Genomic DNA, 24,488 nt, shown 5'->3' with positions numbered 1-24,488 from the left:
CAGAATCCTCCATGTTAACCAGCGCATTGTGGATTTTATTGATGGGCTTTTTTGGGGGTCAAATTGCCCGTCGTTTAGGTGCGCCACCGTTAATCGGTATGATTTTGGTGGGAATTGTCCTCGGACCACAAGTTGGCAATGTGATCAGTTCAGATGTGCTGGAAGCGGCGGATAGTTTGCGAACGGTTGCCGTGATGGTTATCTTGATGAAGGCGGGACTAGGGCTGGATCGGGAAAAGCTGCTTTCTCAGGGAAGTGTAGCGCTGCGGCTAGGCTTTTTGCCTGCGGGGTTTGAAGCAATTGCGATCGCGTTAGCCGCCATCTGGATTTTTCAGTTTGACGTTCCCACGGGATTACTTTTAGGTTGCATCATTGGCGCAGAATCTCCGGCGGTAATTGTTCCGGGAATGCTGCGGCTAAAACGTTTGGGTTGGGGAGTGACGAAGGGAATTCCCGATACCATTCTCACAGGGAGTGCTTTATCTGATGTTCTATTATTACTTTTATTCAGTTTACTATTAAGTTTTTTAGGTCAGGGCGGAATTGAAACCCTCACCTTTCCTGGAGGATTTACGCTTTCGGCGTTGCAATTACTACCGTTGCAAGTATTCCTTGAAATCGGACTGGGTATCTTGATTGGCTACGTGGCGGCTCGTTTAATCGTCTCGCTATTAACGGAACAAAACTGGACCCAAAATACGGTTCAAGATGTTTTAATTGCCGCTGGAATTGCGTTGTTATTGGTGATTGTAGAAAAAGTATTGCCCTACTCTGGCTACTTAGCCGCTATGGGAATGGGGTTCTTTTTGATTGAATTGGATGCACCGTTGGCTCGACGCCTACGCGGTGGATTTGATAGCCTTTGGGTTGTGGCGGAGATTGTTTTATTTGTTTTATTGGGCGCTAGTGTTCAACTGCAAGTATTAAGGAATACAATTTTACCAGGACTTTTAGTGTTAGCCATTGGCTTGCTTGTTGGTCGTCCCGTGGGTTGGTATCTCTCGACAGTGGGAAGTAATTGGACAGGGCGAGAACGGCTGTTTTTGCTGCCGGGAAATATGGCAAAAGCAACGGTTCAAGCGGCAATTGGTGCGATTCCCTTAGCCAGGGGGATTGAAGGGGGAGAAATTATTTTAGCCATTGCAGCACTTTCTATTTTGACCACAGCACCCATTGGTGCTTGGGCGATTCCTACGTTTGCGCCAAAATTATTAGAACGGGGAGAGGTTGATCCAACAAAAGTAACGGTAGTGACTCATACCGTGTTGTTAGCGGCGGTGGATACCTCTCCCTTGGCGACAGAGGTTTTAAGGAAAGTAGCCAGTATTGCTCGACGCACGGATGGTGAAGTGATTGTATTACATGTGATCAATAGTGATGAGATAGAGGACATAGAAAAGCTGCGCGATCGCACTCAACGATTACTCAGTGATATTCGCTATAAATTTATCACGATCAAGGGTTCCATTCCAGAAGAAATTATTCGGGTGGCGCAAGAGTATCAAGTGGCAGATATTGTCATGGGAAAACGGGGACATCAACGTTGGCAACAGGTGCGAGTCGGTTCCGTATCGCAAGCCGTTCTAGAAGTAAGTTCTATCCCGGTTATCTTAGTAGAAGATCCGCAAAGCGAATTGGCGGTAAAAAGCCGCAGGGTTTGCTAATTAGTGGTGGCTGAATAAGTCTTGTGATAGAGACAGGCAATAGGCAACACCTCGACTTACCTCGACTTACCTCGGCTTCGCTCAGTAACACGCTCAGTAACACGCTCAGTAACACGCTCGGTGTGTCTTATGCAATGGGCAATGTCTAAGTCTATTGTTGATTTACGGCTAATCTTGAACTCAGTTTGCTAGCGCCAATAGGGACGCCCTTTCCAAAATACACCAACGAGAACGGCAAATAAGTTGGTATAACTTAAACTTACCAAGAAAGCAGGTACAGGCAACAGTGATTTTAACCCCAACGTCAGGGCTAAACAGGGGATTAATGCCCACAAGCTGCTATTGTTGATCAAAACTTGAGGATAAAAGCGTTCTAGAATATAAACCGCGAGAACTCCAAATCCCGCCGCAGCCATTAAGGTGATGATCATCCCTAGGGGAGGAGTATAGAGAAACTGGATCATCTCGCGGATCGCGGCGGATTGGGTGACGCCTAAGCCGATGATAATTTCAAGGACGATCGCGATCGCAGTGGTAATCCCTGAGATTTCGAGTAGCGATCGCCAAGGGAGAGAACGTAAGCGATACATGGGATATCTATCAAGTTGAGGGCATCCTGCTATTCTACCGCCCTAGCTCCCGTGAAACGTCAAAACCTACTGGCGTGGCACACCTGAGAACTAACGCAAAGGCTCTATATGTTCTATATGTAGGGTGCGTTAGCGATAGCGTAACGCACCATATAACTGAAGATGAGTTGGCGCAGTGGTTGAGGCAATATTCCTCAAGGGCGTAGTTAAGCTGTCATGCATTTAAATTGGGAATGGGTAGCGAGCAAGATGCAAAGCCTGCGGCATGGCTTCGCTAAACGCACTACTACAAGGATTTCGTCATTATTGACATTAAGGTTTAAATGCCGAACAGCTTATCCAGTTGGGGGTATGCTGCTATTTTACCTTGTTGAGCGGATGAACTAAGGCAAAATCAGCCTAAGAATAACCCACGTTTTAACCGGGTGAGTATCAACGCTCCAGTAGCCATGTCAATGTTCACCTAACGCCCAGGCTGCAAGTTTAGTCCGATTAGGTAATCCCGTTTTGCCCAAAATATTGCTGACATGGGTTTCGGCGGTACGCAGGCTGATTGAGAGGTTCGCGGCAATTTCCCGATTCGATAGCCCTTGCACAATTAAAGCGAGAACTTTTTTTTCCGTAGGCGTTAAGCGCACGCTATCATTGACTGGGGAACTCAATTCTTGAGTCGGTTGAATTGTCACAATTGAGCTGAGAGCCGTTTTTATTTCGGTGAGTAAATTTTTCGGTAAAAAGGGTTTCATCAGATAGCGATCGCACCCTGCACTTAAAGCCTGAATCGAGTCCGGTAGTCCGTTTGGGGAATGCAGGAAAATGAAGGGAATGGAACGAGTGCGCGGATTGTCTCGAAGGGATTTGACGAATGCATAACTCTCTTGATGTCGCCCCCTCAGATCACCGATAATGCAATCAGGAAGACCACTCGATAGCATCGGCAAAACATCCTGATAATTGCTGAAGGCAGTGACTTGATAGTTGCCTTGGTCTTGCAAATAGTCTTTGGCGGTAGTTAAAAAGTTGGGATAATCGCTAATTAATAACAGCACGAAATCTGAATGATTTAGATAAACTATGAATTGTTGGGAACCACTGCATTCATTGTCGATCATCTAGTGTACCACAGTCATCGAAATCAGAGTACGACGTCCTACCGATGGTGTTTTTCATCGCTTCAGCAGGGGAAGTTTACGCAAGAGTTTAATATTTTCCGGTGTGAGTAGTTTTTTCAGTTCAGCCACTTGATTAATCAGTTCAACTTGACGATTAAATTCTTCTCGTAAACTTTTCAAATAGACCTGACGACGGGGTTCGGTGGGGGCTGACTCTAGCAATTCAATCGTTATTGTGATGGTAGATATTGGATCTGCCAAATCTTCCAATAATTTTTCTAACAGATCATCTTTCGTCGCACTAATTTCTTGCAGCGCCTGTAATTGTTGTTGGAGGGACTCGGCGCGATCGCGTTCGCTTGTGGTACGCTGCTGATGGATTGCCTGTTTACCTAGAACTGAGGCGATAGCGTTGAGCAGTTCGTCGATACTGTAGGGTTTGGTTAAAAAATCATCCGCCCCCAATTCCATCCCTTGACGCATATCCACGCGATCGGTTAAAGCGGTTAAGAAGATGAACGGAATTTGAGCCATTACTGGGTCTTGTTTGAGCGCTTGTAGAGTGCCATACCCATCTAAATCTGGCATCATGATATCGCAAATAATCACATCGGGTAAATGTTGTCGCACCAACTCCAAACCCACTCGACCATTTTCTGCACCGAAGGCTTGGAATTGTTCAGCTTCCAGTAATGCCAACATACCCGCCCGCAAGTTATCATCATCTTCAATTACCAAAATCTTGATCATGACTAGAATTCCAGGAGGTTACAGGAAAGATAAGAGTGACAGTTGTACCAACCCCGATTTCACTGGTGATTTCAATCTGTCCCTGCTGTACGTCCACACACTGCTTAACAATCGTCAATCCCAAACCTGTACCCGGACGGTTCCCGATATTTTTGCCGCGATGGAACGATTCAAACAGGTATGGCAAGTCTTCAGCAGGGATACCAATCCCTTGGTCTTGGATTTGGAGAGTCACCTGTTCATGATCACGGGTTAAGCCTATATATACTGTATCTCCTGAAACGGAATATTTAACCGCATTATCGAGTAAATTGATCATGATACGCTCAACGAGGGTGGGATCGAGATAGACGGGTAGGCTGAAGCTGGGATTGCGCCATTGAATCGAGCATTTCTGCTGCGTTCGCTGTTGGACTTCAGTGATCATCCTCTCCAAAAAGCTTGCCAGATCAAATAGTTTTGTGGTACTTCTCACCTTTTCAGCGTCGGCTTTGCCGATAAACAGCACATCATCCAATAATTGGGTCATGGATGTGATCGAGGTGTGAATTCGCCGGAAATAGTCAGCTTTTTGCTCAATTGACCAGCGTTCATCGTAACGCTCTAATAACTGGGTAAACAGGGAAATTTGACTAAGAGGGGTACGAAACTCATGGGATACTCTGGCGATAAAGCGAGATTTGAGTGTCTTGAATTCCTGTTCTTTGAGTAAGGCTTGAGGCTGAGTTTGCTGGCGTTCGCTAATTTCCTCAATCATCTTTAAATAATAGAGGGGGTTATTCTGTTGATCTCGAATGATAGACCCCGACAAATGAACTTCAACGACTTCTCCATCTTTGCGGATGTAGCGTTTGTCAATCCGGTGGCGTGAAAGTTTACCCTGGCTTAGCTGCTGTTCACGTTGAAGGCTCAGTTTGCGATCATCAGGATGCGTGATATCTGTAAACCTGAGTTGAGTTAATTCCGATGCTGAATAACCCACAATTTGACAAAACAGGGGATTGACTTTGATGAAGTGCTGGTTCAATCCTACTATGGCGATCCCCAGAGGGCTTGCCTCAAATATTGTCCGGAAACACTGTTCATTCTTTAAGCTTGAGGGTTCTATCGGTTGATGACTCATTTCAATATTCGGGTAGTCAGCTAGGCAGCTCTTTTATTACCTTCGACTCTTTTATCTAAACAACGAGTTCCTAATTATATACGCTCAACGGTCTTGACGTATTCTTCCTCAGGCATAGTAAATCGGTGGGGGCGCAAGCTTTCATCCGTGCCAATTCAAGGTGAAAAGCTTTTCCGTGTGAGACGTTTGAACTCTCATTGCCTTAACCTTAACCCCCCTAACCAAAGCCATTCGAGTTCCCTCCCCTTGATAAGGGAAGGGTTAGGGTGGGGTTGACAAATGGAGGGTTAGCGATGGGTCAAATCAAGGTAAGTAGGTAGGGACAATAAAAGTTAACGGTTGAGAACTCGCTGCCTTTGAGAAGCAAGCTCCATCATACTCGCTTGCGTGTACTTCATACACTTGGAAACTGCTACGCCTACTCAGTAGGCTTACCTAAAAATGTCTACGTAGGGACTACGTAGGTACAGCATTAGGGGAACTTACGTACTGACAAAAGATACCAGATCCTGCGGATTTTTCCATCATTGACGCCTTGTTAAATTGTGATTGTCAGTCAAATCTGACTCCCACGCAAGCACAGACACAGACAAATCAAACAAGTTCAGGGTGTACCTTTCACTGTTCTTATTCAATCAATTCAAGGAGTAAATGATGATTCGTCAAACTTTAATAGCTTCCGCCGTTGTTCTCAGCAGCACTCTAGCATTTGTATCAACCGCTCAAGCCAACCCCGTAGAGGTTTTATTTGGGGGAACTGTCACCAACTCTTGCACATTCAGTAACAAAGTAGATGGCACATTAACCGCGCCAACTAATAGTACCCTGACCAGCACAGGAGCAACCCCTGGTACCGTAACCGTAACCTGTTCTGGACCCGCAACGCTAAATGTCAATGCTCCAGCAATTAAAACAGCACCCGTAGATTACAATGACGCCACTACCGTCAAAAGCGCTACGGTGGCGGGTACAGGAGCTGCCTCACTAAATATTACCGTAGATGACACCCTTGGCGTAGCGACGGGGGCATTAGTCCTAGGTGATACCAACCTAACTGTTGATATGAGCGCTGATCATGGAACCGTACTGCCAGCAGGTGATTATCAATTCGGTGTGACCATGACCGCTACAGCGTTATAAATCAATCGCGTCTACCAAGCTTTGAGTGATGATTCTAGGGGAAATCCAGGGAATACGTTTCCCCTAGATTATTTCTCGAATTCAAGACATAAATCAACCCTTTCAGGATAAGAAAAATGGTCTTTTCTCTACAAAAATCCAAGACGTATTCTCGCCGTCTTCTTCAAGCCCTACAAATCGGCACATTGGCATTATCCACCGCCTTTTGGTTAACACCTCCTGCTCAAGCCCAAATGGGAGCCTCACCGTTAGTCATTGAGGAACAGGCAAATCGGGGTCAAGTGGACGCGGTAATTAATGTAATTAATCCCACTAATACTCCCTTACGTGCCAGAATTTATAGTGAACCCTTTACCTACAGTGATAGAGGATTTGAAACCCTCCCTTCAATTACAAACTATCTAGGTTCTTATCTACAATTCTCTCCCAGAGAACTCACGGTTCCGCCGAATACAACCCGACGAGTGCGCTTAGTCGCACGACTTGCACCGAATCTTCCCGATGGAGAATATCGTGCTGCTATTTTTACTGAAACCTTGAATGAAGCAGCGGCGGGGAAGAGTAATCTTATGGGGATTACCACACGAGTCGCCACCAATATCTATATCCGGAAAGGCAATGTCATGCCTAATATTAGCGTTGAGAATGCCAGCTTTAATCAAACAATTAATCAACTGCAACTTTTAGTGCAAAATACGGGGAATGCTTCAACTCAAGCAAAGGTAGATTGGTCACTCAGTCAAGGAGAACGAGTGATTCATTCAGGTCATTTACTACCGAGTACGGTTATTGCTGAAAGTAAGCGTAATTTGCCTTTAAATCTCTTCAGCCCAGATTTTCCTCCCCTTTCTCCGGGGAACTATCAACTCACGGGAAGCTTAACCTGGGGGAATAACAATTCTATTCCGTTTGATCTGAATTTCACGATTCCAAATAGCTGATATTCAATCAGGGTTAGGCGATAGCGGTAAAGTATTACAGATTAATGGTGCGTTACGCTGCGCTAACGCACCCTACAATTTCTACAATTTCGGCACAAATATTGTAGAGACGTTGCATGCAAGGTTTCTACAACCTGAAGGTTATATTCCATATTACGTCATTCCTGGAAAATTTTTTAATTGAAAAATTGCTTTGATCATGATTCACACGCCCCCTCCTCATCCACCTGCAATTATCAATTTTTCTCTATCTCAACAAACAACCCAGGTAACACCATCTTTAGGATTAAAATCCCATTCAATTCCTGCGACTACTTCCCCACAGAAGGCGTTAGATTCAGCTAAACCGACGCCGCCAGAACAGTTCACGCCTGAATCCTCTGTGGCTAACGCGCCGGAGTTCTCAGAAGCATCTGGACATGGAAAGGGCGCAGGTTACTATTATTCGACCGATGTTAATATTTTTAATAGGGAATATTCTGGTACTGAACAATTAGGTTCTCCCATGGGCGTAAGTGTTTCTAACCCTGCCATAGAACCTGAAACCCTTGCTGTACCTGAGTCTAATCCGGTTAATTTAAATCACGCGATCGCACCCCCAGTACCCCCAGAAATTATACCGCCTCCGACTCAAAAACTAAATCACGAAGATGAGAAAAATGATATTGTTGAACCGACACCATCTATCCCTGAACTAGCGACAACTTCTGGTGACTCCTCCACACCCACTGACTCTGAACCCTTAACCCTTGACCCTTCCCTCTCCCCCGTGGCACAAATTCCCGACGGGTTTATAGTCTTTCCGGTGGGATTAAATGTAAATAAACGCAACATTGTCTCTGGCTTATTAATCCGAGGACAAGAAGATGGCAGCGCTGCGATTAATTTTGACCAATGGTTTTTGCCTTATGATGCCCTAGTGCGGGCGTTGAAATTAACGACAAAAGTATTACCCGATAATCAAATTGAATTAAGTTCCTCTGTTCAAACAGTGCGAATTAACCCCAGCAAACTGCAAACTGACCCCCAATTGGGACTGGTGTTTTCTGTCGCCCAAGTGCAGGAACTGTTCCAAGTTGAGGTAGAATTTGATATTATCGAATACGCGATTCAAATAACCGCACCGTGGTTAAACCAACGCAATCCCACCCGCCCCCAACGTATACCCATTCAAACCGAAGGATTACCCCGCATTGCGGCGAATGGGTTTTCTCTGGCGGCTGTAGAACAACGGATTGATGCCAATGGGAGTCAAACTCTCTCCCCTAGCTACCGAGGAAATTTAACCGCCGTTGGCAGTATTTTCGGGGGAAGTTGGTTAATTCGGGCAAATCAGCCGGATTTTTTTGACCGAGAAACCTGGCGTCTAGCGGAGGTACAATATCAACGTCAAACTGATGCCTCTGATTATATTCTGGGATCTCAACCTCCCTTTTGGCGTAGCCAAAGTGCTGGGGATTATTGGGGATTTACCACAATTCAGCGCCAAGGGTTTATTCCAAAACTACAACTCTATGGGGAAAATAATCCTAATCAACGCCTACAAGCGGCGCAAATGAGTCGCACAATTTCTGGGGAAGCGGAACCAGGAACCTTGGTGCGATTGGTACAGGGATTAAGTGACCAAATTATTGCCGAAGTCTTGGTGGATTCCGCTGGCGTTTATCGCTTTGAAAACATTGAATTTGACCCTCAAGGCGTAGGCGGTTATTATCGGGTTTTGCTTTATCCTCAAGCGAACCTCACCGAACAACCGGAAATTCGGGATGCCACGTTTTCTAATGTACCTGGGCGCATTCCCACCGGAACCACAGCATTTATTGCCTCTGGGGGGTGGCGGCGACAGTTATCAGCCGTTGATTCGGGAATTTTGGGCGATTTTAGCAATTTTCAAGGGGGTGTGTTGGGGCGCTGGGGGGTATCCAATAGTTTAACGGTGGGCGTTGGTGCGGTTTACGATGAATCGTTGCGGGGATTAGGGGAAGTCTTTTTTCAACCGGAAGGCTTTCCCTTAAAAGTTGCGGTTTCCGCCTTAAGCGGTACAGAGGAATCCGATTGGGACATTAACGCCGATATTTTAGCCGATATTTTATACGAACCCTCCTCTAATTTTACCGCCCGTTTTACTCGCGATCGCTTTTCGGATCGACTCAACCTCTCCTGGCAAATCTCTCCAGGTTTTACCTTACTCGGAAGTACAGATAGTCGCAATGGGACGGCTGGGGGAGTACAATTCGCCTTTAGTAGCAAAAATGCCTTTACCTTTGCCCGAGTAACCTTCGATAGTGAAAGCCGTTTGCGTTGGAATTTATGGCAACGTCTCCATCAATTTGAACTGCGTTCGATTGGCAATGAAGTGAATACTCAATCGGAACTGCGATATAATTTTGGCAGAAATAATTTTGACAAAGGTCACTCCCTTGCTTTGGGACTTGACACCTATAACCAAAGCCAAAATGACCACCTCACCACCCTATCCTGGCGCTATCGTTCCCATCAAGAATCCCGCAATGGAATTCCTCTGTGGGATGCAGAACTAGGATATGGTGTTGGTTCTCGTGGTTCGGGTTTAATTGCTTCAGTAGGAACTACAATTATCCCCGGTTTACAAGTACGGGGACGTTATCAAGGCATTTCCGCGACCTCTGATGAATCGAGTTTTAGTGTACAATTAGTCTCTAGTTTAAATCTACAACGTGGACTCACCGCAGGCGACGCCCGCACCAACTACCTCCGCACCCAAGGCGGTGTGATGATTCAACCCTTTTTCGACGACAATCAAAATGGTCAAAAAGACCCCGCTGAAAAAGGATTTAGTGACCCAAATTTAGTGATTCTCAACAGCCAATTGGTTAGCACATTACGACCCGATATTAAAGATGATCGGATCATGATGCGCCTCCCCCCAGGAACCTATCGCCTCGACCTTGATCCGGCTGGCTTTCCGGTGGATTGGCAAGCGCCTGAGACGGCTTATGCGGTGGATGTCGTGGCGGGAAGCTATACCCCGGTTGACGTTCCCCTAATCCCCTCCTATACCCGTTCTGGCGTTGTTACTGATGCGGCTGGACGTGCGATCGCGGGGGCGAGAGTAGAAGCGATTCATACCGAGTCAGGGAAACGGATTTTTTCAGTGACCAATGCAGCCGGGGTTTACTATCTAGAATCGCTAACTCAAGGAACCTATCAATTAAACGTTAATGGTAAATCGGTAGACCCTTTAACCTTAATTTTAACCCGCACATCTGAACCTTTCCAAGAACTGAATTTACAGAGAGTAGGGAACGGGGAACAAAAAACAGGGAACAGTGTTCCCCTAACGTCAACGCCGAACCTGTAATGCCTGCACGGACTAGGTTATAACGGGGGTAGCAAGCTGCTGCTGTTGGAGCGATCGCACTGGACTCGATTCGTTTTTGGCTGGCTTGTCTGGTAATTGGCGTGATTACAATAGTAATAACGTCAGCGGAGAATTAAATCATGGAGATAAAACTACGGAAAGTGGGCAACTCCATTGGCACCACGTTTCCTAAAGAAATCTTGGACAAATTTAATTTGAGGGAAGGGGATACGCTGACTCTGGTGGTGATGGAGGATGGGATTAAGTTGATGGCTTATGATCCTGAGTTTGAGCAGGTGATGGCGGCTTACAAGCAGGGGGCGTCGCAGTATCGTAATGCCATGCGAGAGTTGGCAGATGGCTGAACCGATTTGGATTACTGCTGCGATGGTGCAGGTGATTCATGATGATCAAGTTGCGACCCATGGTGGGGTGTATGGGTTACGGGATGAGGGGTTGCTGGCGAGCGCCCTTGCCCGTGCGCGTAATCGCTATGGGTATGAAGGGGCAGATATTTATCGACTGGCGGCGGACTATGGCTATGGAATTGCTAGAAATCATCCGTTTATTGATGGCAATAAGCGCACGGCGTTTCAGGTGATGTATGTGTTTTTGAAGGTGAATAGTTGGGAATTGGATGCACCGGAGCCAGAGGTGGTGCTGGTGATGCGATCGCTGGCGGCGGGGGAACTCTCTGAAGATGAGTTGGCACAGTGGTTGAGGCAATATTCCTCAAAGGAGGCGTAGATAGTTGGGTGTCAATTATCTCTCTGTTGGTTGAGGGTGATTTTCGGAAGTTCCCTCTATACAAAATAGTTATATCCAATCGAAAATATTATCCTGTAATAGTTTGAGCGATCGCTAGACAAAATGCCTACCCTCATTGGTGTAAGCAATTGGTCAATTTACCGCTCCAAGAGCAATGTCACGGGTCCATCATTTTCAATCGAGACGTGCATCATCGCCCCAAATACCCCGGTTTCCACTCGTAACCCACTTTGACGCAACTTTTCTACAAACTGCTGATAAAGCTGTTCGGCTTGGTCTGGATTCGCTGATCGCGAAAACGACGGGCGACGCCCTTTGCGACAATCCCCATACAAGGTAAACTGACTCACCACCAACAATTCGCCGCCAATTTCCTGAACCGATTTTTCCCAGCGATCGCTACTGCTATCGGTTCCGGGAAATAACCGCAAATCCAAGCATTTTCGCGCCATCCAATCTAATTCAGCTTCCGTATCGCTATCCGCAATCCCCACGAGTAAATTTAGCCCTTGACCAATTTTGCCAACGACTTCACCATTAACGGTTACTTGAGAGGATTTAACTCGCTGGATAATAACGCGCATTTACAATAAGTTTTGAGTGTTGAATTTTGAATTTTGATCCTTCACTTTGTTCGAGGGTATGGCGCGTGAATCTGTAGGGGCGGGTTTAGGGACTTTCTTGTCGCTATTGATGATAACGTTTCTACAAAACCCGCCCTGATTAAGTGTTGAGTTAACTCCCTTATCTCCCTCATTTTCCTGTTCCCTGTTCCCTGTTCCCTGTTCCCTCACTTAAGATAATAAGCTGCTGTTGTTGGAGCGATCGCACTCCATCTAATCCTAATTCTACCTCCCTTAAAATCTCTGCCACAGTGCGCTGTTGACTACTGTTCTCGTCACAAGCTTGCAGAAAAGCAAACTCGGCATCTGATAAATTGATAATCTGATAATCGTAGTTAAATAGACATTGACTGGGCCACCCTTCCATACAGGGATTGCGTTCTGGAATCGCTGCTAATAACTCCTGATCCTGTGACCAATCAACCTTTGGTAAAGGTGGACGCCCCAAGAAAAACTCATAATGAGACAGGTCTGGATCTAACAATTCAATTAAACGATACCGTTGGCGATCGCTCAACCCACTCGCCCGTTCCATTAACCCTGGATTTTTCCCCAATAGCCGATCCAATTGCCAATATCCAGGATTAGAAAAGCCGATAAATTCTAACCCCGACGCATCAATTAACTCAAATAGACTATCAATTGTGTAGTCAATCTCTTGAGGATGCACATACATATCCGCGAAATTCGCATCCCGTTGATTTTCCAATGACCAGCGTTCTTTTTCTCGCTTGACAATTCGGTTTTTTTCTGGTAAAGACTCAAACACCTGGCGTCCGACTTGCACACCATCGTGGTAATCCCCACGCTGATCCCCTTGCAAAAGTGCGATCGCCTGTTGCATTAGCCGCACTTCCCAGCGCCCCAATTCAGCATAGACAAAAATATGCATCAAGCCCCCTGGTGCTAACTTGGGTGCTAATGCCTGAATACCGCGAATCGGATCAGGCAAATGATGCAATACGCCCACACAGTTAATTAAATCAAACTCTCCGTCCAGTTCCTGGGCATCATAGAGACTCAAGTGATGAAACTCAACCCGATTCGCCCCAGAACGATGACAGCGTTCCTGCGCCACCTGCAACGCCCCAGCACTCAAATCGATACCCACTACCGAGGCGTGGGGATTCAGGTGAACCAAATATTCGGTACCTACCCCAGTACCACAACCAGCATCTAAAATCCGAATATCCTGCCTTGAGGGTTTTTGACCCGTGCAGAAACTATAGGCGGCTAACCAATTCCAGCGCCAATTATACCCAGGCGGCGGTTCATCCAACAGGGGTTCTGGGGGAAAGGGGTAAGCGTCATACAATTGGGCTACAGCGGTGCTGGTATTGTCATTCGTCATTCGTCATTTGTCCTTTGTCATTTGTCATTTGTCATTTGTTATTCGTCCTTTGCTTCCCCATCTCCCTCAGCTTCCCCAGCTTCCCCAGCTCCCCCAGCTCCTTCACCCCTCGGAACCCGAACTAATGTAACAAAACTTATGCTTTTTCTCAGTGAGTGAGATTAATCCACTATGATGACTCTGTTATGACACTGTAAAATTTTGGCATGTATTCTATACACTTCTTAATAAAGCCGTTAAGCAGATCAGAAACGTTTTAATCTAGATTCTGACCAGGTTTAGCGAGGTCACTGGTTGATTTAGGGCAAGGTAACACAGGATATCCCATTCCCTGAACAAGTAGGTCTGGGAGAAAACCTTAATGTACTGAGCCTAAGAATGTAAACGAAAGTGATCGAGATGAATCCCCTGGTCAGGCTTAACACAGTCAGTAGCAATTGTCGATGGGAGCGTTTGAAAATCAATGAGTGTTAAGGCAAGTGGTGGAAGCTCAGTTGCACGTCCGCAACTGTATCAAACTGTACCGATTAGCAACATTATCCAAGCCGAACAGCAAGATCGGTTCTTGGGTAAAGGAGAGCTGGTTGAGCTGTCCGAATATTTCCAATCCGGTACAAGACGCATAGATATTGCCAATCTGATTACTCAAAACTCAGACTTGATCGTATCTCGTGCCGCTAACCGGATTTTTGTCGGCGGTTCTCCGATGGCGTATTTAGAAAAGCCCCAGGAAGAACCTGCACCAGAAATGGCAATGGCAACCAGTGGGGCGGGTACAGGTGATGTCAGACGCACGATGGCGCTGGGAACCGCAACGTATGTGGAAAGTGGCGGGGGTTTCTTTGAAGGATTCCGAAACATCTTTAGCGCCTCAACTGGCGGTCCAGCCCCAGCGGGATTCCGACCCATAAATGTCGCCCGTTATGGTCCAAGCAATATGCAGAAATCCCTGCGGGACTTGTCTTGGATGCTGCGCTATGTCACTTATGCGATTGTCGCTGGTGATCCGAATATTATTACCGTCAACGTTCGCGGATTACGGGAAATTATCGAAAATGCCTGCTCTGGAGATGCCACATTACTGGCACTGCAAGAAATGCGGGCAGCCTCTTTGGGGTACTTTAAGCGCGATGCTGAAGCCGCCCAACTGGTGGGTGAGTACTTTGAGATTCTGATTAACGAATTCAAAGCCCCAAATCCAGCCGATAAAGTCCGACAGCGTCCTTCGCCGGATCAGCAAGGGTTACAACTGCCTCAAAGTTACTTCAATGCAGCCGAACGGCGTCCGAAGTTCGTAATGAAGCCGGGACTATCGGCGTTAGAAAAGAACCAAGTCGTTAAAGCCGCCTATCGGCAGATCTTTGAGCGTGACATTAGCCGCGCCTACAGCCAATCCATTTCCTACCTGGAATCTCAGGTGAAAAACGGCGATATATCCATGAAGGAGTTTGTGCGTCGCCTGGGTAAATCGCCCCTATACCGTAAGCAATTTTACGAACCCTTTATAAACAGTCGTGCTTTAGAACTGGCATTCCGTCATTTCCTGGGTCGGGGTCCGTCCTCTCGCGAAGAAGTTCAGACCTACTTCTCGATTGTGTCCGATGGCGGTTTACCTGCGCTGGTAGACGCCTTGGTGTATTCTCAGGAATACTCCGATTACTTTGGTGAAGAAACCGTTCCCTACCTGCGGGGATTGGGTCAGGAGGCTCAGGAATGCCGCAACTGGGGGATGCAGCAAGATTTGCTCAAATACAGCGCCCCCTTCCGCAAGGTACCGCAATTTATCACCACCTTTGCCAAGTACGAGCAGCCGTTACCGGATCAACATCCCTACGGTGCAGGTAATGATCCCTTAGAGATTCAGTTTGGGGCAATTTTCCCCAAAGAAACGCGCAATCCCAACACGCAACCGGCTGGGTTTGGCAAGGATACTAAGCGCATCCTGATCCATCGCGGACCGGGGATTAATAACCAAAACAGCAATCCTCAGGCAAGGGGTGAGTTTCCCGGTTCTCTGGGGGCGAAAGTCTTCCGCTTAGACCAGATTCCTAGCACTAAGGCAGCTAGTGTCACATTTGCCGAAAGCTCGACCCAAAAGGTGATTAGTGCCTGCTATCGCCAAGTCTTTGGACGGGAGGTTTATGACGGTCAACGCCAGAAAGTGGCGGAGATTAAGCTGGAAAATGGCGAGATTACGGTTCGGGAGTTTATCCGCATCTTGGCGAAGTCCGATGTCTTCCGCAAGATGTACTGGACATCCCTGTATGTGATGAAGGCTGTGGAATATATCCACCGTCGTCTGCTGGGACGTCCCACCTACGGGCGCGGGGAAACGAACAAATACTTTGATATTTGTGCCAAAAAAGGCTTCTACGCCCTAGTGGATAGGCTGATTGACAGCAAAGAATACGAGGAAGCCTTTGGCGAAGATACAGTTCCCTACGAGCGCTATCTGACACCGGGGGGTCTACAATTGCGATCGGCTCGACCGGGTGCGCTGCGTGAGGATGTGGGGACTAAGCCAGAAGTACCAGCGACTCCGACGTATGTGGAAATGGCAGAGGTGCCAGAAACGCGGACTGAGCCAGATGTTAAATTCCGGATTAATCAGGGCGTTAACACTAAGCGCCAGCAGACCAAGATCTTTAAGCTGACGGATCTCAACGATAAGCCAGCGGTGAAGGTTCTGATTCGTGCCGCGTATCGCCAGATCTTTGAGCGCGATGTTGAACCGTATGTGGTTAAAGGTCAGTTCTCTAGCTTGGAAAGCAAACTAGGGAATGGTGAGATTAACCTCAAGGAGTTTATTGAAGGGTTAGGATGCTCTGAACTCTACATCAAAGAGTTCTACACTCCCTACCCCAACACCCAGGTGATTGAATTTGGCACCAAGCATTTCTTGGGTCGAGCACCGGAAAATCAAAAGGAAATCCAGAAGTACAACCAGATTCTGGCATCCCAGGGTATCCGAGGCTTTATCAGCGCCATGGTTAACAGCATGGAGTATGTTCAAGTCTTTGGTGAAGATACGGTTCCCTATCGTCGCTTCCCCACTTTACCAGCGGCGAACTTCCCCAATACCGAGAAACTCTATAACAAGCTAACCAAGCAGAATGATCAACTGGTGGTTCCTAGCTTTGAGCCAGTCAGTTCGCGAGTGGATGGGGCAAAACTTCCCTTAACGGGTAAAGCGATCGCGGATATGGCGGCGACTAAGCCTGATTTTGTCGAACTCAGTCGTTCTGTACCCAAGGACAATAATCCAACGGTTCAACCCACCATCGGAATTGCCAATCGTAAACCGGCACGGATTTTTCGCCTAAACCCCGGAAACCCGGACGAAACGGCTCAGGTTATCGAGGCTATTTACGCTCAGGTGATGGATATCTGGACGGGTGAAATTCCCCCATCCTATCGACAGCCTGACTTAGAGCGTCAACTGAGCCAAGGTGACATCTCGGTGCGCGACTTTGTTAAGGGGTTGGCATGTAGTGAAAGCTATCGCCAGCGCTTCTACTCGCCCTATCCTAGTGCCAAAGTCATCGAGTTCTTGTTCCGTCATCTGTTGGGACGCACTCCTGCGACTCAAACGGAGATTCAGGACTACACCAAACTCATGGCTGAACAAGGACTGAATGCGGTTGTGGTTGCGATTGTAGATAGTTCAGAGTATGCTCGTTTCTTCGGGAACTATGTGGTTCCTTATCCTCGCGTTCCCTCATTGCCAGCAGGCAATTACTTGGGCAGTATCAAAGCTATCTCTGATTAGGGATTAGGGTAATGTTCCAGGCGTGCCATGGCACGTCTCTGAGCAAGATAGGGTGTAGAGACGTAGGATGCTACGTCTCTACAATCAGCGTTCCCTACCCCTAAATCTGAGGACAAATGTTACAAAATGTTGCGAACATAGGAAAAATGTGAACAATCTATCGCAAAATATTTGCGGAAGAGAGCTGTCTCACTGACCTAATGTATCGCTAGCTACTCTCACCAACCTTGAGTCGATTAAGTCGTTTCAAGATCGGGCAGAGTCAGCCATTAAGCTAGAAAGTCTAGCCCATTGGGAAGCGTTTCAGCGTTTCAACAGTTACAATAAGCCAGTTTAAGTACACACACCTGGTTACATTCTTGGAGGAGGAATCCTGTAAATGAGTATAGTCACGAAATCAATCGTGAATGCCGATGCCGAGGCTCGTTACCTAAGCCCTGGTGAATTAGACCGGATCAAGTCGTTTGTGACCTCTGGTGATCGTCGCCTACGGGTTGCTCAAACGTTGACAGACTCTCGTGAGCGCATCGTTAAGCAAGCTGGAGACCAGTTATTCCAGAAGCGTCCTGATGTTGTTTCTCCCGGTGGTAATGCCTACGGTGAAGAAATGACAGCAACTTGTCTGCGTGACTTGGACTACTATCTGCGCCTAATCACTTATGGTGTTGTCGCTGGCGATGTTACCCCAATTGAAGAAATTGGCTTAGTCGGCGTGCGGGAAATGTACAAGTCTTTAGGAACTCCCGTTGACGCTGTTGTCGAAGGCGTTCGTGCCATGAAAACCGCTGCTACCGGTATGATGACTGGGGAAGATGCGGCTGAAGCTGGCTCCTACTTCGACTATGTAATCGGAGCAATGCAGTAGACCCTATCCTACAGGGAAAGACGTAGCATGACGCTTCCACACCTGGACGTTGCACGTCTGTCTTAAGGATTCGAGAGACTAGGTGAAATAAGGAAAATAGAATCGATGCAAGACGCAATTACCTCTGTTATTAACTCTTCCGACGTTCAAGGAAAATACCTGGACGCCTCTGCGATGGACAAGCTCAAGGGCTATTTCGCCACGGGTGAATTGCGGGTGCGTGCGGCAACCACAATCAGTGCTAACGCAGCAACTATCGTTAAAGAAGCTGTTGCCAAGTCTTTGCTCTACTCGGATATCACTCGTCCGGGTGGCAACATGTACACCACTCGCCGCTACGCTGCTTGTATCCGCGACTTGGACTACTATCTGCGCTACTCCACCTATGCCATGTTGGCGGGTGACACCTCCATCCTGGATGAGCGTGTACTGAATGGACTCAAGGAAACCTATAATTCTCTAGGTGTTCCCATTAGTGCAACCGTACAAGCCATCCAAGCCATGAAAGAAGTTACCGCCAGTTTGGTTGGTGCTGATGCTGGCAAGGAAATGGGTGTTTACTTCGACTACATTTGCTCGGGTTTGAGCTAGAAAATTCTGGAACGTTCCCTTGTGAACCTGTAGTCGGTCATTTTTTCAAGGTTTGGGAAATCAATTGTGAGTGCTAGCTTGTTAAAGGCACGTCTGACTTTTTAGTTAAGCAGATGAGTTTTGACAATCTAGTATTGACAGTTGAGTCCCAAACCTGATTGCAATATAAAGTTTTTGAGTTTTAATTAGGAGAACTTCAATCATGCGAATGTTTCAGGTGACGGCTTGCGTCCCCAGCCAAACTAGAACCCGAACTCAACGGGAGTTGCAAAACACCTATTTCACTAAGTTAGTTCCCTACGACAACTGGTTCCGCGAACAACAGCGGATCATGAAAATGGGCGGCAAAATTATCAATGTGAAGCTAGCGACTGGCAAACAAGGTACAAATACTGGATTGCTTTAAAAAATAGCTTCTACGGCAAAGGTGGGGGGTCGCGATGACCCCTTTTTGATTGGAAAATTGTCAGAACGTATAGCGCTACACATTGAGGTTAGGACAAGATAACATACAGAATACAGAATTTATATTTAGGGCTTGCTGCATAAGTGTGTAAGGTAGACTAGATAGGGGTTTCAAGCCATTTTTTGACCCAACAAGTGCAAGGTTTTTACACTACCACTCTCTTGCATCCTGGAATTTTTGCCTACGTCAGCGCCGAATTTTCCCTCGACAGAGGGTTAAAACCATTGCCCATTGCCTATTCCCTATTGCCTCTCCCCACCACAAGACTTATTCAGCAGCCCCTATTTAGCTACTTAATTTTCTGTATCAGAGTCAATCCCTAGCTCCTTGAGTTTAGCGAGTAATTCCTCAACCCGTTGTTGTGCCAGTTCTCGTTGTTGTCGTTCTAACTCAACCTGTTGTTGTGCAGCTTCAGCCTGCTGTTGTGCAGCTTCAGCCTGCTGTTGGGCTAATTCTGCCCTCTCTGCTGGCGTTAATACTAACTGTCCCTCTGAACTGAAAAATCGCAGGGTTGATTGATGCACTCCTAAAAATAATTGTAACTGTTGACTCCATAACCAGCCTTGCTGATTTGATTCCAGTGGCTGATATTCACCTCGAACTAAGCAGAATCCTTGAAACTCTAAGGTGTCAGGGTGAAACCAAAAATATTCGGGTGTGCGAAAGGTATCCTGATACAGTGTTTTCTTATCCCCTCGATCCACCTTCGCTGTGCTATCCGAAAGCAGTTCAATGATCACATTGGGATATTTTCCTTGTTCTGCCCACAAAACCCAACTTTTTCGAGGTCGGTTTTCCACACCCAACACGACAAAAAAATCAGGTCCGCGAAAGTCTCTTGTGGTGATGTGGTCAGGACTAAAATAAATGGTAAGGTTCCCAGTGGCATAAAAGTCAGTACGTTCTCGCCACCACCATTTCAGGCAAGCCAAAAGTAGTTCAATTTGATCTCGATGCCGATCGCTTTCCAAGGGCGGTTCATCACTCCACAAATCCCATGGTGGAATAATAATCTCTTCGGGTTCAATTTGGGCAGTTTTTTCAGTTGTGGCGTCTGAACTCTGGCTAGGCGTCATAGGAACACTAAGGAAGGTAGTTACTTTTTAGTTTAGTCGCTGGTCGTCAGATCTCAGAAATCGTACTATTCTATACAGTCTAAGGGGATCTACCTGTTCGGTGAAACGGCTAACCTTGAATCCTGCGATCGCGATTCTCTGGCTGTTGGGTAATACTCTCAACTTTATGGTACAGGTGAGGATGATTCTGGCGCTGGTATGGCTGGTGGATTTATGAAGAGTTTGGGTTGTGGAGACGCGATCGCTATGTGTGAAAGAAACGTTTGTCACGGGGATGTAGAGGTGGACTGAGGAGGGTTATACCTATACATTAGTGAAAAATTTTAAATAAATGTTTTAATTTCGGTTTAAAATTAAAACAATCGAGTTATTCTTGTCCTAACTGTGATATCCAGGAGTTCTTTGTGGTTAGCGGATTTAACCGACCGGAAACCATAGCCTTGACGGGTTGTTATTCGGGAAGTTGGTCCAGTTGGTGATGTAATTACTGAGCTATACCGGGAAGCTGAAAAGAATCAAGTTTTAGACTTTGACAAGCGGACTCGTCTAGGAGCTATAAATCCAGTTGACAAGTTAGTGACGAATTAGATATCCCATGGAGTTAGCGGTATGTCTTCCCAAACTGCGGTCACAACTTCATATTTGCAAGTTATGGAAGCAACAGGCTTCTATCGGAATGGCATTCCAACATCTGGCGTTATTCCAGCGGCATCACTTCGTAGTAATCCTCAACAACTTGATAAACGGATTAAATACAGTGCAGTTATTAACCCTGAACAGTTAAATGCTACAGCAATTTTTGAGTTATGTGGATCGCCTTGCATCTATTTTACTCAACTGCGAGAATCAGATCCTGAGCCTCAAGAACTAGCTCGGTTGCATCAATTGTCTTGGAATCATGGTTTAGCTCCAATGTTGTGGGTTGTGACTCCAACTAAGGTTTTACTCTATAACTGCTATTCTCAACCGACAGAAAACGATAGAAATAATCCAGAGCGACATCTGATTGAGATTTTTCAGCAGACTGAAACTGGATTGAAGCAATTAAATCAGTATGCCAGCCGTATCCAAATTGAGTCAGGTGAATTTTGGCAATGGGAAAAAGCTAAGCAAATTGATCGCAAGCAAAGAGTTGATGCGGTTTTGGTTAAAGATTTAACCGATACGGAAGAGATTTTAGTCGAGGATAAAAGGTTAAACCGTTCGGTTGCTCAGAGTCTTTTGATTCAGTCTATCTTTGTCGCTTATCTTCAAGATAGAGAAATCCTTGATTCTCAGTTGTTACAGCGACAATTCGGATTCAATAGTTTTACAGAAATCCTAGAGAATAAGTCAGCCACTGAGCATTTATTTTCCTGGATACAAAGAACATTTAATGGAGACTTATTTAGCTTATCCAGCGAAGAGATAAATCGAGTGCAGCTAAAGCATTTAGAAGTGCTCAAAAACTTTATCGGTGGGCTGCAAGAATTGAAAACAGGTCAACTACGCCTTTGGCGAGCCTATAACTTTAAAGTAATTCCTGTTGAGTTAATTAGTGCGATTTACGAGAAGTTTATTTATGCAGAAGATACCAAGTCAGCTAAAGAGCATAGTACCCACTATACACCAATTAATTTAGTTGACATAGTTCTATCAGAAGTCTTTAAAGAACTTGATGGCAATGCCAAAGTTCTCGATCTTGCTTGTGGTTCAGGCGTGTTTTTAGTAGACGCTTTACGACGATTAGTGGTGAAGCGTTTGGCTAGTGGAGAGCAGAATTACCGTCAGCTAGTTCGTGACACTCTCTATCATCAAATTTATGGTGTAGATATAAAACAAAAAGCTATTCAAATTGCTGCGTTTAGTTTATATCTTACAGCTTTAGAGCTAGATTATGAATTAGAACGAAATCCTGGTATTTCAGAGGATTTACAATTTGAAAAAATTATTGGGAAAAATTTGTTTATTGGTGATGCTTTTGATGAAGGGGCAGAATTCAATAGAATAGAACCTTTTGCTCATAAGCAGTTTAGTGCAATTGTGGGCAATCCACCTTGGACAAAGTCGGGAGCAACTAAATCGGCATCAGCATACTGTAATCGTAAGCGTCCTGAAATGGGATACCCCGAAGGATATCCTACAGCTTACGGTACACCACCGGATCAAGCATTTTTGTGGCGTATAGGTGATTTTGCGAATACTCGTACTCAAATTGGTCTAATTTTACACGGTCAACGTTTTTTTAGTAATCATCCAGATGCTCAAGAAGCCAAGAAAAAAATTTTAACGAGATATAAACCAAAGGTAATTATTAACCTGCTGAAGCTATACAGAGATAACCTATTTCCCAAGTCTGAAGCGCCAGCTATAGTGTTGATTGCAGAATTAAATAAAACGAAACATAATAATTCGTTTTATTTTGTATGTCCAGAACGATCTGTAGACTTTAGACGCCATGGAATTATCGAAATGGGATCAGAAAATATAAAGAAATTATCAGCATATGATGTTGCACATGATGCTGATATGTTTAAGATTGCTACATGGGGATCTGCTAGAGATTTATCACTCATTCAACGTTTGCGGACATCCTATGAAAAGATTGAGCAAATAGCAGGTAGTCCGCCTAAGGCTGGACTGAAAGTTGGCAATAAAAGAAAAAAATCTCCATCCTATCTATATGGGAAAAAGATTCTTGCTTCCAGCCTGATGCAGAGATATAAAATTAATCCCAATGACTTGGAAGAGTTTGCTTATTCCAAATTAGAATCGCCGAGAAATTCCAATATTTATAGAAGTCCACTGATAGTTGTTTCAGAAAAAATCGAATCGAGTAATGTTATAGCTGCTTTTAGCTCTGAAGATATAGTTTATACGATGAGCTATTCTGGCATTCCAGTTAACTCAGAATTTACAGCCCATTATCTAAATGCTGTTCTTAATTCATCAGTAACAAGTTATTTTATATTTATGACGGCTTCTTCTTGGGGCGTAGAAAGAAAGAAAATTATGACACAGGATTTATCGCGTCTGCCTATTCCTAAAATTACCTCTAAAAATTCAACTTTAGTTAATCAGATCATTGATATAGAAGGAAAATTGTGCAAGTTACATGGCAGTTCTTCAGAGGTTAATTTAAAACTCACTTTAGATCAATTAGTGTTTCAGCTTTATGAATTGGATGAAACCGAACGAATTCTAGTTGAAGATACAAATAAAATAACTATCGACTTCTATATGAATAGGGAGCAGTCTCTAGCATTGATACGAACTCAATATGATGAGTTAACCCGGTATGCCACACAGTTAATCGGAGTCATTCAACCATTTCTACAAACACTAAATGAAAGGCAAATAGTTGCTGAGGTTATTGATGTTGGTAAAGCACCATTACAGGTGGTCAAGTTCAGTATAGTTCCTGTCTCTAATCAGCCACCTATTGTACAAACTATTTCAGGACATAAATTAGAAGCAGTTCTTAAGAGAATTGCTGAACAATTACCGCAGCAAATCGCTGACCGCATTTATACTCGTCGAAACTTGCGAATTTATGTAGGAAAAGATATCTACATCGTCAAACCAGCTAAACGTATTTATTGGACTCGTTCTGCTGGTTTAAATGATGCAGATACTATACTGTCTGAGTATTTAAGAACAAGTCATGCTCCCATTGGATGAACCGAGTGCAGTTGGACAAGCGACCATAAACATATCTGTAGATATTATTGCCACAATTTTAAATATCACTGTGGTTGCTTGGTCAAAGGTCATAACTATTGATGAGGTTATTCCAACAATGCTCGAACCCAAAATCGCTGGCTATTTACGGAGAGCGATGACATCCGAAAAGAACTCTCGTCCGGGGTTAAAAAGCCAGCTCCGAATTGAACCAGAAGTTGGCACTTTGTCTTCACCAGATTCAGTTGAACCAGAAGGCAGAATTGATATAAAAATTATCTATAGCTTTGATGAAGCAGAATACTTCGGTATGGAGTGTAAACGAGTGAGTAGCAGGACAACAGGTAAAGACAGAGAGTTAGCCAAAAAATATATTACAGAAGGCATTGTGCGTTTTGTTAACGGTATTTACTGTCCTCGTCATGGATGTGCTGCTATGTTAGGTTTTGTGATTGATGGTAACACCAAGGGTTGTATTGATCGAATTGGTGACCGACTAGAACAAACAAAACAAGAAACTTGTATCGAGGAAAGTTTGATGTCAGAGAATAGCTTTGGCGAATATTCCAACCTTTATCGCACTCGTCATCGTCAAAACAAACAGAACTCTTCGATAAACCTGCTTCATTTATTTCTCTCCTGGCAGTAGAAATGTTGCA

Annotated in this window: 19 protein-coding genes; 12 read left to right on the top strand and 7 right to left on the bottom strand. The window is 45.3% G+C overall.

What is annotated here, in order from left to right:
- The first annotated feature begins 11 nt into the window (after positions 1–11).
- Positions 12–1,664, top strand: coding sequence for a cation:proton antiporter (locus RID53_RS02990; protein WP_446386707.1), 1,653 nt, complete (start codon positions 12–14; stop codon positions 1,662–1,664).
- Between the two features lie 188 nt (positions 1,665–1,852).
- On the opposite strand, the gene RID53_RS02985 is transcribed toward RID53_RS02990, so the two are convergent.
- The 4 genes from RID53_RS02985 to RID53_RS02970 form a co-directional block, all read right to left on the bottom strand.
- On the bottom strand, positions 1,853–2,254 hold the full coding sequence (locus RID53_RS02985; protein ID WP_446386706.1) for a peptide chain release factor 1: 402 nt from the start codon (positions 2,252–2,254) through the stop codon (positions 1,853–1,855).
- A gap of 452 nt (positions 2,255–2,706) precedes the next feature.
- Complete coding sequence (locus RID53_RS02980) at positions 2,707–3,303, bottom strand: response regulator transcription factor (protein WP_446386705.1); 597 nt, start codon at positions 3,301–3,303, stop codon at positions 2,707–2,709.
- A gap of 117 nt (positions 3,304–3,420) precedes the next feature.
- On the bottom strand, positions 3,421–4,116 hold the full coding sequence (locus RID53_RS02975) for a response regulator (protein ID WP_446386704.1): 696 nt from the start codon (positions 4,114–4,116) through the stop codon (positions 3,421–3,423).
- Complete coding sequence (locus RID53_RS02970) at positions 4,094–5,239, bottom strand: PAS domain S-box protein (protein ID WP_446386703.1); 1,146 nt, start codon at positions 5,237–5,239, stop codon at positions 4,094–4,096. The genes RID53_RS02975 and RID53_RS02970 overlap by 23 nt, the downstream gene beginning before the upstream one ends.
- A gap of 654 nt (positions 5,240–5,893) precedes the next feature.
- Here RID53_RS02970 and RID53_RS02965 point away from each other — a divergent pair.
- From RID53_RS02965 to RID53_RS02945, 5 genes are all read left to right on the top strand, one after another.
- Positions 5,894–6,379: a hypothetical protein gene (locus RID53_RS02965; RefSeq protein ID WP_446386702.1), complete on the top strand. Its 486-nt coding sequence runs from the start codon at positions 5,894–5,896 to the stop codon at positions 6,377–6,379.
- A 116-nt stretch (positions 6,380–6,495) separates the two neighbouring features.
- Positions 6,496–7,320, top strand: coding sequence for a P pilus assembly protein, chaperone PapD (locus RID53_RS02960; RefSeq protein ID WP_446386701.1), 825 nt, complete (start codon positions 6,496–6,498; stop codon positions 7,318–7,320).
- Between the two features lie 199 nt (positions 7,321–7,519).
- Positions 7,520–10,660: a carboxypeptidase regulatory-like domain-containing protein gene (locus RID53_RS02955; RefSeq protein ID WP_446386700.1), complete on the top strand. Its 3,141-nt coding sequence runs from the start codon at positions 7,520–7,522 to the stop codon at positions 10,658–10,660.
- Between the two features lie 140 nt (positions 10,661–10,800).
- The gene (locus tag RID53_RS02950; protein ID WP_446386699.1) at positions 10,801–11,025 is read left to right on the top strand and encodes an AbrB/MazE/SpoVT family DNA-binding domain-containing protein; all 225 of its coding nucleotides are present in this window, start codon (positions 10,801–10,803) and stop codon (positions 11,023–11,025) included.
- Positions 11,018–11,407 (top strand): type II toxin-antitoxin system death-on-curing family toxin, encoded by a 390-nt coding sequence (locus tag RID53_RS02945; RefSeq protein WP_446386698.1) that lies wholly within the window; start codon positions 11,018–11,020, stop codon positions 11,405–11,407. The genes RID53_RS02950 and RID53_RS02945 overlap by 8 nt, the downstream gene beginning before the upstream one ends.
- 158 nt (positions 11,408–11,565) lie before the next feature.
- Here RID53_RS02945 and dtd read toward each other — a convergent pair whose 3' ends face one another.
- The gene (gene dtd / locus RID53_RS02940; RefSeq protein ID WP_446386697.1) at positions 11,566–12,012 is read right to left on the bottom strand and encodes a D-aminoacyl-tRNA deacylase; all 447 of its coding nucleotides are present in this window, start codon (positions 12,010–12,012) and stop codon (positions 11,566–11,568) included.
- A 169-nt stretch (positions 12,013–12,181) separates the two neighbouring features.
- Entirely contained in the window at positions 12,182–13,402 is a 1,221-nt protein-coding gene (locus RID53_RS02935) for a class I SAM-dependent methyltransferase (protein WP_446386696.1), read from the bottom strand.
- Between the two features lie 463 nt (positions 13,403–13,865).
- Here RID53_RS02935 and RID53_RS02930 point away from each other — a divergent pair, with 463 nt between their 5' ends.
- The 4 genes from RID53_RS02930 (at position 13,866) to RID53_RS02915 (ending at position 19,033) form a co-directional block, all read left to right on the top strand.
- Positions 13,866–17,171 carry a phycobilisome rod-core linker polypeptide gene (locus RID53_RS02930; protein ID WP_446386695.1) on the top strand — a complete coding sequence of 1,102 codons (3,306 nt, stop codon included), beginning with the start codon at positions 13,866–13,868 and terminating at the stop codon, positions 17,169–17,171.
- 379 nt (positions 17,172–17,550) lie between these two features.
- Positions 17,551–18,036, top strand: coding sequence for an allophycocyanin subunit alpha (apcA, locus tag RID53_RS02925; RefSeq protein WP_446386694.1), 486 nt, complete (start codon positions 17,551–17,553; stop codon positions 18,034–18,036).
- 105 nt (positions 18,037–18,141) lie between these two features.
- Positions 18,142–18,627, top strand: coding sequence for an allophycocyanin subunit beta (gene apcB / locus RID53_RS02920; protein WP_446370407.1), 486 nt, complete (start codon positions 18,142–18,144; stop codon positions 18,625–18,627).
- 202 nt (positions 18,628–18,829) lie between these two features.
- Positions 18,830–19,033, top strand: a complete 204-nt coding sequence (locus RID53_RS02915; protein WP_446386693.1) for a phycobilisome linker polypeptide — start codon at positions 18,830–18,832, stop codon at positions 19,031–19,033.
- A 353-nt stretch (positions 19,034–19,386) separates the two neighbouring features.
- On the opposite strand, the gene RID53_RS02910 is transcribed toward RID53_RS02915, so the two are convergent.
- On the bottom strand, positions 19,387–20,169 hold the full coding sequence (locus RID53_RS02910; protein WP_446386692.1) for a Uma2 family endonuclease: 783 nt from the start codon (positions 20,167–20,169) through the stop codon (positions 19,387–19,389).
- A gap of 609 nt (positions 20,170–20,778) precedes the next feature.
- On the opposite strand from RID53_RS02910, the gene RID53_RS02905 reads away from it, so the two are divergent.
- Positions 20,779–23,829, top strand: a complete 3,051-nt coding sequence (locus RID53_RS02905) for an N-6 DNA methylase (RefSeq protein ID WP_446386691.1) — start codon at positions 20,779–20,781, stop codon at positions 23,827–23,829.
- Positions 23,822–24,478, top strand: a complete 657-nt coding sequence (locus tag RID53_RS02900) for a hypothetical protein (RefSeq protein ID WP_446386690.1) — start codon at positions 23,822–23,824, stop codon at positions 24,476–24,478. Before RID53_RS02905 ends, RID53_RS02900 begins: the two co-directional genes overlap by 8 nt.
- Positions 24,479–24,488: the final 10 nt, after the last annotated feature.

The organism is Coleofasciculus sp. B1-GNL1-01, from assembly GCF_040220235.1.
In the GTDB taxonomy this organism is placed as follows: Bacteria; Cyanobacteriota; Cyanobacteriia; order Cyanobacteriales; family Coleofasciculaceae; genus Coleofasciculus.
This window is presented reverse-complemented; position numbering and strand designations above follow the sequence as displayed.